At 73.9% G+C, this 13,632-nt stretch carries 11 protein-coding genes; all 11 read right to left on the bottom strand.

Features of this window, described 5'->3' with window-relative positions; genetic code table 11:
- Positions 1-22: 22 nt before the first annotated feature.
- Positions 23-1,246, bottom strand: coding sequence for an aminotransferase class V-fold PLP-dependent enzyme (locus ACFXAE_RS14620; RefSeq protein ID WP_384713363.1), 1,224 nt, complete (start codon positions 1,244-1,246; stop codon positions 23-25).
- Positions 1,243-2,580: a pyridoxal-phosphate dependent enzyme gene (locus ACFXAE_RS14615; protein ID WP_384713360.1), complete on the bottom strand. Its 1,338-nt coding sequence runs from the start codon at positions 2,578-2,580 to the stop codon at positions 1,243-1,245. The genes ACFXAE_RS14620 and ACFXAE_RS14615 overlap by 4 nt, the downstream gene beginning before the upstream one ends.
- The gene (locus ACFXAE_RS14610) at positions 2,577-4,073 is read right to left on the bottom strand and encodes a Y4yA family PLP-dependent enzyme (protein WP_384713357.1); all 1,497 of its coding nucleotides are present in this window, start codon (positions 4,071-4,073) and stop codon (positions 2,577-2,579) included. Before ACFXAE_RS14610 ends, ACFXAE_RS14615 begins: the two co-directional genes overlap by 4 nt.
- Positions 4,074-4,191: 118 nt before the next feature.
- Positions 4,192-5,952: an ABC transporter ATP-binding protein gene (locus ACFXAE_RS14605; protein ID WP_384713354.1), complete on the bottom strand. Its 1,761-nt coding sequence runs from the start codon at positions 5,950-5,952 to the stop codon at positions 4,192-4,194.
- On the bottom strand, positions 5,949-7,688 hold the full coding sequence (locus ACFXAE_RS14600; RefSeq protein WP_384713351.1) for an ABC transporter ATP-binding protein/permease: 1,740 nt from the start codon (positions 7,686-7,688) through the stop codon (positions 5,949-5,951). Before ACFXAE_RS14600 ends, ACFXAE_RS14605 begins: the two co-directional genes overlap by 4 nt.
- Positions 7,685-8,818: a SagB/ThcOx family dehydrogenase gene (locus ACFXAE_RS14595; RefSeq protein ID WP_384713348.1), complete on the bottom strand. Its 1,134-nt coding sequence runs from the start codon at positions 8,816-8,818 to the stop codon at positions 7,685-7,687. Before ACFXAE_RS14595 ends, ACFXAE_RS14600 begins: the two co-directional genes overlap by 4 nt.
- An 8-nt stretch (positions 8,819-8,826) precedes the next feature.
- Positions 8,827-10,206 (bottom strand): YcaO-like family protein, encoded by a 1,380-nt coding sequence (locus ACFXAE_RS14590; RefSeq protein WP_384713346.1) that lies wholly within the window; start codon positions 10,204-10,206, stop codon positions 8,827-8,829.
- A complete protein-coding gene (locus ACFXAE_RS14585) occupies positions 10,203-11,684 on the bottom strand; it encodes a CocE/NonD family hydrolase (protein WP_384713343.1) in 1,482 nt (493 codons plus the stop codon). Before ACFXAE_RS14585 ends, ACFXAE_RS14590 begins: the two co-directional genes overlap by 4 nt.
- Complete coding sequence (locus tag ACFXAE_RS14580) at positions 11,681-12,535, bottom strand: hypothetical protein (protein WP_384713340.1); 855 nt, start codon at positions 12,533-12,535, stop codon at positions 11,681-11,683. The genes ACFXAE_RS14585 and ACFXAE_RS14580 overlap by 4 nt, the downstream gene beginning before the upstream one ends.
- A gap of 92 nt (positions 12,536-12,627) precedes the next feature.
- Complete coding sequence (amiA, locus tag ACFXAE_RS14575) at positions 12,628-12,741, bottom strand: streptamidine family RiPP (RefSeq protein WP_240449383.1); 114 nt, start codon at positions 12,739-12,741, stop codon at positions 12,628-12,630.
- A 57-nt stretch (positions 12,742-12,798) separates the two neighbouring features.
- The gene (locus ACFXAE_RS14570) at positions 12,799-13,620 is read right to left on the bottom strand and encodes an ABC transporter ATP-binding protein (protein ID WP_381220779.1); all 822 of its coding nucleotides are present in this window, start codon (positions 13,618-13,620) and stop codon (positions 12,799-12,801) included.
- Positions 13,621-13,632 lie beyond the last annotated feature (12 nt).

Raw genomic sequence — 13,632 nt, 5'->3', positions numbered from 1 at the left:
GGAAACGGTTATCAGTTGCCGTTTACGTCAACGACGCGAGGACGGTCAGCAGGCGGTCGATCTCCTCTGTCGTGTTGTAGGCATGCAGGCTCACCCGTACGGATCCGTCCCGCTCGTCGGTGCCGGCCTGGCAGAGGCTGTCGGCACGCACCATGAAACCGTGGCTGAAGAGGATGAACCCGAGGTCGTCGGACGGGATGTCGCGGTGGCGGAAGGTGACGATGCCGTGGCGGCGCTGGGCCGCGGGCAGTGGGGAGTCGGCGGCCAGGCTCGCCGGGCAGCCGAGGACCTCGTACGGGCCGAGTTGTCCGAGCCGGTCCGTCAGCCGGGTGGTGAGCGTGGTCGTCCAGCGCGCGATCCGCTCGACTCCGGCCGCGTCGAGCCAGTCGAGCGCGGCCCGCAGCGACACGATGCCCACCGTGTTGGGCGTGCCCTGCCAGCCGCCCGGCCGGAACACGGGCCCCCGCGCGTTGCGCGCCCACACCGCGCCCGAGCCGGGCAGGGCCATCGCCTTGTGCCCGGAGAAGACCACGAAGTCCACGTCCAGCGACGGATCGTCGAGGTGCACGGGCAGATGACCGACGCTCTGTGCCGCGTCCAGGCAGATCGGCACGTCCGGGCCGACCGCTTCGCGGATGCGGTGCACGTTCATGTCGCCGCCGTAGACGTGGTGGACGTGGGTGGCGGCCACGAAGCGGGTCCACGGGCCGATGGCCTCGGCCAGGGCCCGGTGGTCGTAGTCGCCGGAGACCGCCTGGTACGGCAGCGCCCGTACGCGGACCTCGACACCGCGCTCGGCCAGCAGCCGGCGGGCCTCGAGCCAGGGGTCGAGATTGGCCCGGTGGTCTGCGTACGGCACGAGGATCTCGTCCCCGTCCCTGAGGTACGACACGAGCCAGTCACAGGCGACGGTACGCAGACCCTCGGTGGTGCCGCTGGTGAAGTGGACGCCGGAGCGGCCCGGTTCGGGGTCGTGGAGGAACTCCTTGACCCGCTCCCGAGTCGATTCCACGAGTTCCGTGGTCCGGTTGGCCCAGGGGTAGGTGCCGCGGCCGGCGTTGGCGTTCGACGTCGTGAGGTACGTCTGGACGGCCTCCAGTACGGCACGTGGCTTCTGTGACGTGGCCGCGCTGTCGAGGTATGCCAGCTCCGGATGCGCGGTGACGATGGGGAACTGTTCCCTCACTTCCTGCTGCCAGAGCGGGTTTTCGGGCTCCACGGCGGGAAGCGGGCGCGCCGGGCTCATTCGCGTACCAGCGGTGCGCCCGCGTCCCGCCAGGCGACGATCCCGCCGGCCAGACTGCGGACGTCCGGGTGGCCCATCCGGGACAGCGCGGCAGCGTAGCGCAGTGACTTCTCGCCGACGGGACAGGCCAGCAGCACGGGTGTGCGTTTGCTGAAGGGGAGCCCGCCGCGGAGCAGGTCCTCGAACACCTCGTCGACGATGTTCACCGAGCCCTCGATGTGCAGGGCGGCGTAGGCGTGCGGGCTGCGCAGGTCGACGACGAGGGGCCGGGGGTCACCCTCGGCAGACCAGCGCCGGGCGTCGTCCACGTCGATGGCGCGGGCCTCCGCGCGGGCCTCGGCGTCGGTGACGGCCGCCGCGGAGTGCCCGCGGTCGGTCCGGCCCAGGAGCTGGGGGCGTCGCTGACGCACGTAGCTGAGGTAGCTCTCGGCCCGGTCGCACACGATGAACACCGCCGTCCGGCGCTGCCCCGTCCCGTCCAGCTCGGCGTCGGCGTACCGCAGCTGCCGCACCGCCCCCTGGTAGGCGGCGCCGCCGGTCGGTCCGCTCAGCATTCCGCAGCGGCGGATCAGGGTGATCATCCCGTCGATGGCCTCGTCCGAGGTCACCGACTCGATGGTGTCGTACGTCGCCGGGTCGAACAGGCCGACCTGGTGGACCTCGTCGATGGTGCGGATGCCCGGTATGAAGTCCGACTTGTGGGCGACCAGGCCGAGGACCCTCACGCGCGGGTCGTGCTCGCGCAGGACCCTGGCGACACCGGTCGACGAACCCGCCGTGCCCACGCAGGCGATGAACCAGTCCGGCACCCGGCCGTCCAGGTCCTTCACTATCTCGGGACCGGTACCCTCCGCGTGGGCCTCGACATTGCGCGGGTTGAAGTACTGGTCGGTGTGCAGGTACGTACTCCCCGGGTCGGAGAGCGCCCGGTGGAAGTGCGTCAGCGGGTCGTCCGTGTCGGTCGGATCAAGGCACTCGCTACGCCCGGGAAGTTCCTCGATCTCGGCGCCGATGAGCAGCAGTAGCTCCTTGATCTCGGGTACGCGCATGCGGTTGGTGACGCTCTTGAACCTCGCTCCGCGCATACCGGCCAACAGGGCCAGTGCCTTGGCCGTGTTGCCGCTGGAAAGCTCCACGACCGTCCCGTCACGGTCGGTGTCAGCCTCCAGGTGGGGCCGGACCATGTGCCAGGCGGGCCGGTCCTTGACGGACCCGAACGGATTGAGCATCTCCAGCTTGGCATAGAGGTCGATGTTGCGCAGACCGTGCACGGCGGGATCGATGCGCACCAGAGGCGTGTTGCCTATGGCCTCGGTGATGCTGTCGTACCTCATCCGGCTGTTCCCCCCATGGGTGTGATCGGCCAGTAGTCCTCGTCCGGGCACCAGTGCCAGGAGTCACCCCGCCGCTCCACCGCCACCGTCCGCGCGACGGGCTGGCGCTGCGCGTGGTGGGCGTGGAAGTCCATGGCGTATCCGGTGGTGTTGGCGAAGGCCAGCAGATCCCCCGCCCGCGGCAGCCGGGGCAGGAAGACCAGGCGGCGGGTGATGAGATCGCCTTCCAGGCACAGATTGCCGGTGAGGTAGACGCCGACCGGTTCCTCGTCACCCGACGCCGCTTCGCCGCGCGGCAGCAGGACGGGGTCCACCAGGACCCCGTGCTCCTCCAGGCTCATGTCACCCGCGTTCATGGCGAGATGCACCAGGTACTGCCCGGCGTCCATGTCCGCGGGCCGTACGTCCAGCACGCGGGCGAGCGACAGCCCGCACTGGTCGACCAGGGAGCGGCCGGGTTCGATGTACAGGTCGTGGAGGTGCTCCAGCAGGAGGGTGGCGGGCGGGCGGCCCAGCACCGGCGCAGGCAGGGAGAGAAGCTCGTCGAGGTAACCGGGGCCGGCGGTGGGGCGGTACGCGGGGTACAGCGCGGCGGCACCACGCACCGTGCCGCCCTCGTTGCGCAGCCCGTATCCGTGACCGCGCCAGGTCAACGGCGGGCGGACACCGAGCACCGCCTCGGTCAGCGCGGTGGTCCACCGCTCCCATTCCTCCGCCTCGGCGACGTAGCCGACACCGAATCCGCCCCCGATGTCGAGGGCGCGCGGCGCGAGTCCCCGCGCCCGGCATTCGTCCATGAACAGCACGCACTGCTCCAGCGCCCGTGCCTTCTCCTCCACGCCGGTGGTGTCGAGGTGGTAGGCGGCGCCGGCGAACTCCACGGTGTCGGTGTTGCGTTCGAGCGCCGACAGCAGCTCCTCCGTGTCACATACCGGGGTGCCGAAGCGGCTGCGCCGGGAGAGCAGCCGGGTGCCCGCTCCCCCGTGGCCGGTGGCGTGCTCGAACCCCGACAGGCGTACCAGCACGGTGACGCGGCCGAGCCCGTGCGCGCGCACCAGTCCGGAGAGACGTTCCAGTTCCCCGGGCGAGTCCAGGTTGACCGTGGCTCCGACGCGCGCGGCCAGCCAGAGGAACGCGGCGTCCTTGGGTCCGGTGGCCATGATGCGGTCGCCGGTGAACCCACACCCCAGTGCGTGCCTCAGCTCCTCCGTGGAGGCGACGTCGACGCCGACGGTGACCGGGTCCTCCGCCGCCAGTCGCCGCAGCAGGGCGCTGGACCGGTTCGCCTTGTGCGCGAAGTACACCCGCCCGGTGAGATGGTGGCGGCGGTAGACGGCACGGAAGCGGGCGGCGTTCTCGGCCACGGCCTCGGGGAGCAGCACGTTGAGCGGCGACCCCAGCGCGTCGGCGAGCGAGTGCAGGAAGGGCCGGTCCGTCAGCAGTGCGGCGAGCGGCGGCTCCACCCTGGGCCTCAGATACAAGGGTGCGTCCACGTGAGACCCCTCCCGGTGCCGGTCGACCGCCGACGCGACGATCGTTCGGGAGTAGTCGTTTCCAGGTGCACCCGCCCCTAAGCGTCACTGGTCCGGTTCCCGGGGTGAAGTCCCGTGCTCAGGAGGGGGTGGTGCTGCTGAGGACGCGGTTGAGCGCGCTGCCGGGGATGCTTGTGAGTTCCTCCCAGGTTCCCTCTTCCGTGATGAGGCCGTCCTCCAGAACTGCGATGCGGTCGGCGCGGCGGATGGTGGCCGGGCGGTGGGCGATGAAGACCGTCGTACGGCCCTCCTCCTGCAGCGCGGTGGCGAGTTCGGCGTCGCCGGTGTTGTCCAGGTGGGCGGTGGACTCGTCGAGCACGAGGACGCGCGGTCCGGCCAGCAGCGCGCGGGCCAGGGCGATGCGGGCCCGCTGACCGCCGGAGAGCGTGGCGCCCCGCTCGCCGACGAGGGTGTCCAGGGGGGCGATCCGGTCGACGCCGCACAGTCGTGCCGCCTCGGCCAGCGCCCGGTCGTCGGCCTCGGGCGCGGCGAGCCGCAGGTTCTCGGCGAGGGTGCCGTGGAAGAGGGGGGTGTCCTGTCCCACCAGCACCACCGCCCGCCGCAGTTCCGCGTCGTTCACCTCCCTCACGTCCACGGGATCACCGTCGGCGGGCAGCAACTGGACCTCACCGGCGGACGGGTCCCAGAAGCGGGCCAGCAGATGGGCACAGGTGGACTTGCCGGCGCCGGAGGCGCCGACGAGGGCGAGGGTCCGGCCGGGGTGGACGGTGAGGTCGACGCCGTCCAGCACGGGCCCGCCGCCGTAGTCGAACCTCACTCGGTGCAGCCGGACGCCCAGTGGTCCGGGAGGCAGGGGGCGTGGTGCGGTGGGCGGCGGTGCGAGGGCGGGGGCCTTGACGGCCGCGTCGACGCGGGCGGCGGCGGCGCGCAGGGCCACGGCCTGGCTCAGGGCGCGGGCCGACTCCGCGACCGGGCCGAGGACGGACAGGGCCAGCGCCATCGCGGCCGGCGCCCAGGCACCGTGCAGCCGTCCGGAGGTCACGGACTGTGCCGCCGCGGCGACCACGCCGAGGACCGCGACCACGATGAGGAGGTCGCGGACGGCGGCGGCGACGGCCTCCCAGGTGGCCTCGGCGCGCTGGGCGTCGCCCACCTGCCGCCCCCGCTCCGCCAGCTTGCGGCGGCGTCCGGCCAGAGCGCCGAAGGCAAGCAGTTCGCGCAGCCCGTCGACGGTCTCCACCGTGTCGGCCGACAGCGCGGCCACGGCCGTGCGGGTGCGGCCGCCGCGTACCGTGCGCGCGCCTGCGTCGGCGAAGGGCGCCGCGGCAAGCAGGGCCGCGACCGGCAGCACGGCCACCAGCAGCCACGGCTCCACCAGGGCCAGAAGTACCGAGCCGCCGGTGAAGACCGTTCCCGACGCGAACAGTTGGGCGGTGGTGTGGGCGTAGAAGAACTCCAGCGTCTCCACGTCGGCCATGGCGGTGGCGGCGAGGTCGCCGCTGCGGCGGCCGGCGACCCGGGCGGGCGCGCTGCGGGCCAGTCCGTCGAAAACGCGGACCCGCAGTGCGGCCAGCACCCGGTAGGCGAGGTCGTGGGAGAGGTCCATCTCCCGCCAGGTCATCAGGGCGCGGGTCACAACGAGGGCGACGAGCGCGGTGACGGTGCCGGCTGTGGGGGCGCGTCCTTCGATGACGGCGGTGCCCACGATATGCGCGGCCAGGGTCACCAGCGCGACGAGGGAGCCCTGTTCGAGGAGCGCGGCGGCACAGGTGCGGGCCGTCATGGCGCGGTGTGCCGCGAGGGCGGGCAGCAGGGCGCGCAGCGCGCCCCGCGCGGGGACGTCCGCCCCGGTGGCGGCGGGACCGGTGACGGTGCTCATGCGGCGAGTTCCCCTCGGTGGGCGCGGCCGGCCTCGACGAGCCGGGTGTAGACGCCGCCGGCCTCGACCAGGCCGGTGTGGTCGCCGACGGCGTCCACCCGCCCCGCGTCGAGGACGACGATCTGGTCGGCGTGCCGGACGGCCGCGAGCCGGTGGGCGACCACCAGGACGGTCCGCCCGCCGACCGCCTTCGGCAGCTCCCGGACGATGTCCGCCTCGCGTCGCTCGTCAACCGCGCTGGTGGCCTCGTCGAGAACGAGGACCGGGGCGTCGGACAGCAGGGCCCGGGCGAGGGCGAGCCGCTGTCGCTGGCCGCCGGAGAGCGTGGCGCCCCGTTCGCCGAGGACGGTGGCGTAGCCGTCCGGGAGGACGGCGATCTCGTCGTGGATCCCGGCGGCGCGCGCCGCCCGGGTGAGCTCGTCGTCCGTGGCGCCGGGCCGGGCCAGACGCAGGTTGTCGGCGATGGTGGCGTGGAACAGGTACGTCTCCTGCGAGACCACGGCGACGCCCTGCCGCAGCGAGTCGAGCGCGCACTCGGTCGTGGGGCGCCCGTCGAGGGTGATCCGCCCTTCCTGCGGGTCATGATGGCGCAGGAGCAGGGCCAGCAGGGTCGACTTGCCCGCGCCGGACGGCCCGACGATCGCGGTGGTCCGTCCCGCTCGCGCGGTGAAGGAGACACCGTCCAGGGCGGGTGCGGGAGCACCGTCGTAGGTGAACCGGACGTTGTGAAAACGGAGTTCGGGCGGAGTGTGCCAGTGCGCGGGCGCCGTTGCGGTGTCGGGGACCGCCGGCTCGGCCGTGCGCAGGGCCGCCAGCCCGTCGGCGGCCGACACCCCCAGGTAGCCGGCGTGCCATTCCCGGGCGAGGTCGCGGACCGGGCGGAAGCACTCGGAGGCCAGCAGCAGCACCAGATAGGTGCCGGCCGCGGTGGTGGATCCGGTGACGGCCGACCAGCAGGCCAGGAGCGCTGCGGCGGCGGTGCCGCCCTGGATGGCGAGGTCGGTGATGCCGGTGTCGACCAGGGACACGCGCAGTTTGGCGACGGTCGCGCGGTGCAGGGCCGCGGACCGCTCCTCCAGGCGTGCGCGGGTGCGGCCGACGGCACCCGCGGCGCGCAGGGCGGGCATGCCCTGGAGTGCCTCCAGGTAGTCGGCGCCCAGTCCTTCGTAGGTGTCCCAGTGCTCCTTTCCGCGGGTGGCGAGGAGCCGGTCCCAGGCGCGCGGGCCCAGCAGGGCCAGGAGCAGGGCGGGGACGAGTCCGAGGAGGGCCCGGGGTTCGACCACGGCGAGGACGGCGAGGACCAGGGGTGGTACCGCGAGGGTGACCAGGAGCTGGGGCAGGTAGCGGGAGACGTAGGCGTCGACGCCCTCCACCCCCTCGACCAGGGTGGTGCGGACGGCTCCCGCCCGCGCTGTGGTCAGGTACGCGGGCCCCAGCCGGCCCAGGTGGGCGAGGAGTTCGTCGCGCAGTGCCACCCTGACCCGGGCCCCGGCGCGGGTGGCGGTGCGCCGCTGCCACAGGGCGAGCCCGGCGCGGGCGGCGACGACGGCGAGCACCGCGGCCAGCAGCCACGGGAGTTGGCCGGTGTCACCGCGGGCCAGGCCGGCGAGCGCGAGGGCCAGCAGCGCGGCCTGCGCCAGGTGCGTGAGGGTGACGGCTCCCTGCAAGAGGGTGGCCGCGAGCAGGGGGCGCCGTGCGCGCCGTGCGGCGCGGCGCAGCTCGGGGTGGACGATCATGTGGAGTTCTCCTCGTCGGCGTGGCGGGTACCGAGGGCCAGGGCGTGCACGACCCAGTCACGGCCCGGCGCGGCGCCGAGGGCGGCGCCGAGATCCGCCTGCTGCCAGGAGCCGACGGGCCGGGCCGCCAGCCCGTGGCGCAGAGCTGTGACATGGGCCAGGTGGACGGCGAAGCCGGCTCGCAGGTGGGCGCGGCGGATGCGCGCGGTGTCGGCGTCCGTGGGGCAGCCGTGGGCAAGCAGTACGGCGCCGGCGTCCGCGAGCCACGCCTGGCTCGCCGCCCAGGCCGCGAGCGTCGGACGGGCCTCGCCGGACGCATAGCGCCGCAGGGTCGTGCCCTCGGGTGCCAGTTCCATGAGGCCGGGCCGAGGCGGGCCGACCGCGGCGCACCAGCGCAACAGGTCACCACCCCCGGCTCGTTCGGCGGTGGCCAGGACTGCCCGCAGTGCATCGCGGGGTGGAAGGCCCGGCAGCGGTGGCGGGGTACTGCGGCGCGCCAGCAGGTCGGCCGGGGTGGGCGGGTCCTCAGTCTCTGCAGGGCGCCTCGGGCTCCGCCCGTCGGGCGGTGGGATGCGTACGACGGCCAGGGGGTTCTCGGTGCGTCCGTCCATCCGTACGTCGGGTTCGCCCGCGCCCAGGACGCGGGCCGCCAGGAACAACGCCGCGGCGGCGTGCCCGGTGTCCAGCAACAGGAGGGGCCAGGCCCGGTGGCCGTAGTGGGACACCGTGCGCTGTGCGGTGACGGAGAGTGCGGCGGTCACGCCCGGCGGCGTGCCGTCGACGGGCGGGCCGACGTGGTGGACGCGGTGGCGCAGCGGGTCGTAGCCATAGCGGCCGGGCGGCAGGGAGCAGCCGGTGCCCACGACCAGTTCGGTGTCCACCGGGTGCAGCGCACCGGCGGAGGGGGTGGGCCGGAGGCGTCCGGAGGCGTCCGCGGCCGCCAGGGACAGACGCAGCAGGGTCAGCAGGTCGAGGTCCGCCGGGCCGGCCTCCGGGATCGGGCGCGGCGGGCCCGCCCAGGCCCTGACGGGTGCTCCGGCGGGCGTGTCGGGGCCGGGGTGCTCCGCGGAGCGGGCGCGGGCGAGGGCGGCGACGAGATCCACCGGGCGGTCCTCGCGGAGGTGTTCCACGGCGGCCCTCACATGTGCGGCGGAGGCGCCAGCGTGAAGTCCTCCGGCGCGCTGGGCGCGGTCGTGCGCCATCCGCGCGCGACGGCGGCCTCGGCAAGGCGCGGGCAGCCGAAGTAGCCGAAGGCGGCGGGCGCGTTGGGCAGCAGTCCGGAGACGAGGACCCGGGCGACGCGCAGCGCGGTCTCCGCCACGTCCTCGGTGGTGAGGTCGAAGGTCATGACACGGTGACCGCCCCCGCGCAGCGTGCTCTCCAGCCGCTTCCGGCTTCCGGGCTCGATCTCGTCGACGGACACCGTCCCGAGCGCGGGAGCGGTGAACCGCCGGGCGTCGGCCGCCATCCGTTCGTCCAGCCACACCTGCACGTGGGCTCCCAGGTCCCGCACGTGCTCGAACTGCTCGCCGCACACGTCGAGGTAGCGGCCGTCGGCCCGGTGCTCCAGATACAGCCCGCGGGCGAGCAGCCCGGCCTCGACGGCCTGGAACACCCAGCCGTCGGGGTCGGTCAGGCCCTGGGTGAAGACCCAGGTGTGGACGGCTTCCAGGACGGCCTTGCGGGCGGCTTCGGCCGGATCGTACTTGCAGGCGAACCCGGCGGCGTACAGGCCGAGGCGCGGGTCGTGGACGAGGGCGGCCATGCAGGGGGCGAACTCCGAGTGCATCTCGACGATGTGGACGTCGAGCGCGGAGCCGGCGAGGTCGTCGGCGAGGCCGGGCACGCTCGCCGGGTCGATGCCCCGGGCCGGACCGTCCAGGTGCCACCACAGTTCCAGGGCGTCGCGTTCGACGATCTCCAGCAGGCCGCGCTCGATCGCGTCGTCGAGGCCCTGTCCGGTGGCGATCCCGGCGTAGTTGAGGTGGTGGGTGCGGGGCAGCTCGCACAGGCCACCTTGGCGCCAGTTGAGGTGGGTGAGCGAGACGGGTGCCCAGACCTCGGCGGTGGTCCCGTCGGGCAGTCGTTCGGTTCCCCGTGTCCACAGCGCGGGGGTGTCGGCGGTGAGCAAGCGGTAGGGGAACTTCGCGCGGGCGTACTGCCAGGGCGCGTAGGCGGGCAGATCGGCCGGGCCGTACAGGCGCAGGCCCTTGTCCGCCAGTTCGGCGGCGGTGGCGCGCAGGGGTGCGTCCGGGTGGCCGGGCGGCGGCACACGGTTGCCGCAGTAGCGCTCCATTCCCTCGGCTATCGCGGCGACGCGGGCCTGCTCGGGGTCGCCGAAGGTGGTGCCGAGGGAGACCCGGTCGGCGGGCCACAGGCCGTGTCTGCGGGCGTCGGATATCTCGGCCGTGAGCGCGGTGTAGCGGGGCGGGGCGCCCGCGGGGTGCTCGACGGGCTTGACCTTGCGGACGATTCCGCAGACGGGGTCGACGAGCGCTTCCAGCGGCAGAGCCGTCATCGCAGGATCTCCTCGGCGGGGTCGGTGGGGGCGGGACGGGACGGGAGGACGGGCAGGTTCAGCACCACGCTGTCCGGGTCGACCTCGCGCCGGGAGGCGAGCAGCTGTTCGGCCGTCATCGGGTCATCCCCGGTGTGGGGGTTGCGGGCGTGGGCCGGGAAGTGGTGTCCGGCGATCTCCAGGCGCAGCCGGGTACCGGCCCGGAGCCGACGTGCGAGTCGGCCGAGTCCGACGGTGAACGCGGCTTCCCGGCCGGCCGGTTCGGCACGTCGGACGATACCGACGGCGAGCCGCTCGGCGGTCCCGTCCGGTGGGAGCGCGACGAGCCTGGCGGCCCAGTCGGCGGACGGTGTGTGGGCGGTGGCCCGCAGCCGCACACTGGCGGGGCCGACGAGGTCGAGTGGACGCGGTGACGGCGGTGTGACCAGCAGGCAGCGGTCGGGCGGGCCGTCGACGGGGACGGTCAGGTCGTCGGAGCGAACGGGCCGGGCGGGGTCGGCGGTGAAGGCGGAGCCGTGCAGGAGGCGCGTGTGGTGGGCGCGCGGTTCTCCCTCGGCGTTGGCGGGCAGCCACAGGTCGGCGCCGCCGAGCGCCAGTGCGCCGTGGTGGCCGGGGGCGAGGTCGCCGGTCAGGGCACGGTGGGCCCAGCGCACGTACAGCTCGCCGAGGTTCATCCGGTGGGCGGGTCCCGCGTCCGGCCCCGGAGCAGCGGTCAGAGGGTGCCCCCAGGGGCCGAGCAGCAGACGCGCCGAGGATCCGCCCCAGGCGTGCCACAGAGCGACGGTCTCCTCGGTGAAGTGGTCGTGGTGGCCGCCCACCGCGAGCAGGGGCGGCCCGGCGTGCGCCACCCGCGCCACGAGGTGCCCGCGGTCGGGCTGGTGCCACAACCCCGCCCACGAGGGCAGGGCGCGTCCCAGCCGCTCGGGCAGGGCGGTCAACGGCAGGTGGGCGAGCAGGCCGGGGTCCTCGGCGAGGGCCTTGTTCAGCGCATCTTCGTCGGAGTCGCGCCGGTCGCCGTGGGCGGCCCACCATCCGGCGCGGGACAGCAGCCGTTCCACGCCGGACGCCTCGCGGGCTGTCTCCGCCGGGCCGAGGGCGGGCACGGCCGCGATGACCGCATCCGGCCGGGCGTCCCCGGGGACGTCGAGGGCGAGGACGAGGGCGCAGTGGGCGGCGTAGGAGGCGCCGGCGGCCACCAGCCGCCCGTCGCTCCACGGCTGCCGCCGGATCCAGCGGACGGCCGCTGTTCCGTCGGTGGTCTCGTTCACGTACGGGTGCCACTCCCCTGGCGACGCGAACCGGCCCCGCACGTCCTGGGCGACGGCGACGAACCCGCGGCGGGCCCAGCCGCGCGCCTCGGCCCGGTGGCGTGTCCGGTCGTAGGGGGTGCGGATCAGGACGGCCGGGAAGGGGCCGTCACCGGCCGGGAGACGGACGTCGGTGGCGAGTTCTCCCACGGCCGTCTCGAACGCCGTCATACGCCCTTCCTCGGCGTCGGTGCGACGTCGGGCACCGGGAGGACGGGGTGCTCGGTGACGGTCAGCGTGCGCAGGTCCATGTGTCGGAGCCGGCGCCGTGCCGGGAGGCCGGCCGTGTCGGGGGCGCCGGTGGCCCACCGGCTGAGATCGTCCGCGAGCAGCGCCGCGAGCAGCGTGGCGGCGGGCACGGGGAGCCGGACGGGCGTGCCCGAGGTACGGGGGCCACTCCAGTACGCGGCCAGTTCCCGGTGGGCGGGTGTGGCGGCGAGCCGGCGGGACCGGACGTGCGCCGAGGTGACGTCCCCGGGAGCGGCGGCCACCGGCTCGACGTACGCCTGCCAGCCCTCGCGGTGGCAGCGCAGCCACGCGACACCGTGCTCCGGCAGCCGGTCGGCGGCGTCCCACAAGCCGTCCGGCACGGGTCCGTCCAGACACCACACGACCGCGGAGGGGTTTCCGTCGAGCAGGTCCTCGATGCCCACCGGCGAGCTGCCGGAGGCGGTCACGGCCGGAGTCGTACGGGGCCGCGCGCCCAGGGCGGCCAGTTGTACGGCGAGCGGTTCGGTCAGGACCGGGTCGCCGAGGATCCTGACATCCTGGCGAGCGGCGGGCCACTCCGGGGCCGACGGTCCTTCCGCCAGATAACCGGCTTCTTCGAACGCCCGGACCACGCGATCCAGCCCCTCGTCCACCGGGGCTGTGGTCCCCCCGGCAAGCAGGGAGAGCAAGGCGTCCTCGTCGACGTCTCCTGCCCTGACACTGAAGAACTCCCCCGCGGGGGTGCGGACGGCAAGCCCTCGCCCGGGCACGGCGACGACCTCGGCACCGGGGACGAGTCGGCTACGGGACATGTCGTTCCTCCTGTCGACGGGACCTGGGACGGGCGTGGGCCCGCCCGGAAGGCATCGGGCGGGCCCACGGTCGAGGGTGGCTAGGCCCTCGCTTACTCCTCGGTGTCCTCGAAGGGGTTCTCGACGAGCGCGTTGGAGTGAGAGGCCGAGTCGTGAGCCAGCTGACCCGGGTCGGCGATCGGCGCGAAGACCTGCTCGTTTTCCATGAACTCTCCTTCATCAGCAGGGAGATACGGCGTTCGGATGAACGCCGCGACCCCAATCTAATGAATCTGATTTTCATATTCCAGAGCCGCGATGGGGTGATCTGGGTAACACACAGGCCACCCCCCTTCCGGATCCTCACCGACCCGGCCTGCCACCTGCAGCACCTCCGCCAGCAGCCCCGGCGTGACGACCTGCTTCGGCGCTCCGTCGGCCACCACACGGCCCTCCCGCAGGGCGACGATCCGCTCGGCGAACCGGGCCGCGTGGGCCAGGTCGTGCAGCACCATCACCACCGTGAGCCCGCGTTCCTCGCGTAGACGCACCACGGTCTGCAGTACGTCGAGCTGGTGGTGCAGATCCAGGTACGTGGTCGGCTCGTCGAGCAGCAGGACCCGGGTGTCCTGAGCGAGCGCCATCGCCAGCCGGACGCGTTGCCGCTCGCCGCCGGACAGCGCGTCGACGTCACGGTCGGCCCAGTCCTCCACCCCGACGTCACGCAGCGCCCGGCGCACGACGGGGTCGTCGCCCTCGCGCAGCATGCCCAGCGGGCCACGTGCCGCATACCGCCCCTGACGGACGAGGTGACGCACCGTCATGCCCGGCACGGCCGGAGCCGACTGGTGCAACAGGGCCACCCTCCGGGCCGTGGCGCGTCTTGAAAGCCGCGTGACGTCGTCCTCGCCGAGCAGCACGCGCCCTTCGTCGGGGTGCAGCAGCCCGGCGGCCAGCCGCAGCAGGGTCGACTTGCCGCAGCCGTTCAGGCCGATCAGGGCGGTCAGTTCGCCCGGCCGGACGGTCAGGTCGACGCCCCGCAGCACGGGCCGTCCGGGGTAGCCGAAGTGAACCCCCTCGACGTGGATCCCCACGGACTCGATCATGCTCTGTCCTCA

The sequence above is a fragment of the Streptomyces sp. NPDC059454 genome, from assembly GCF_042749965.1.
Lineage (GTDB): Bacteria > Actinomycetota > Actinomycetes > Streptomycetales > Streptomycetaceae > Streptomyces.
This window is presented reverse-complemented; position numbering and strand designations above follow the sequence as displayed.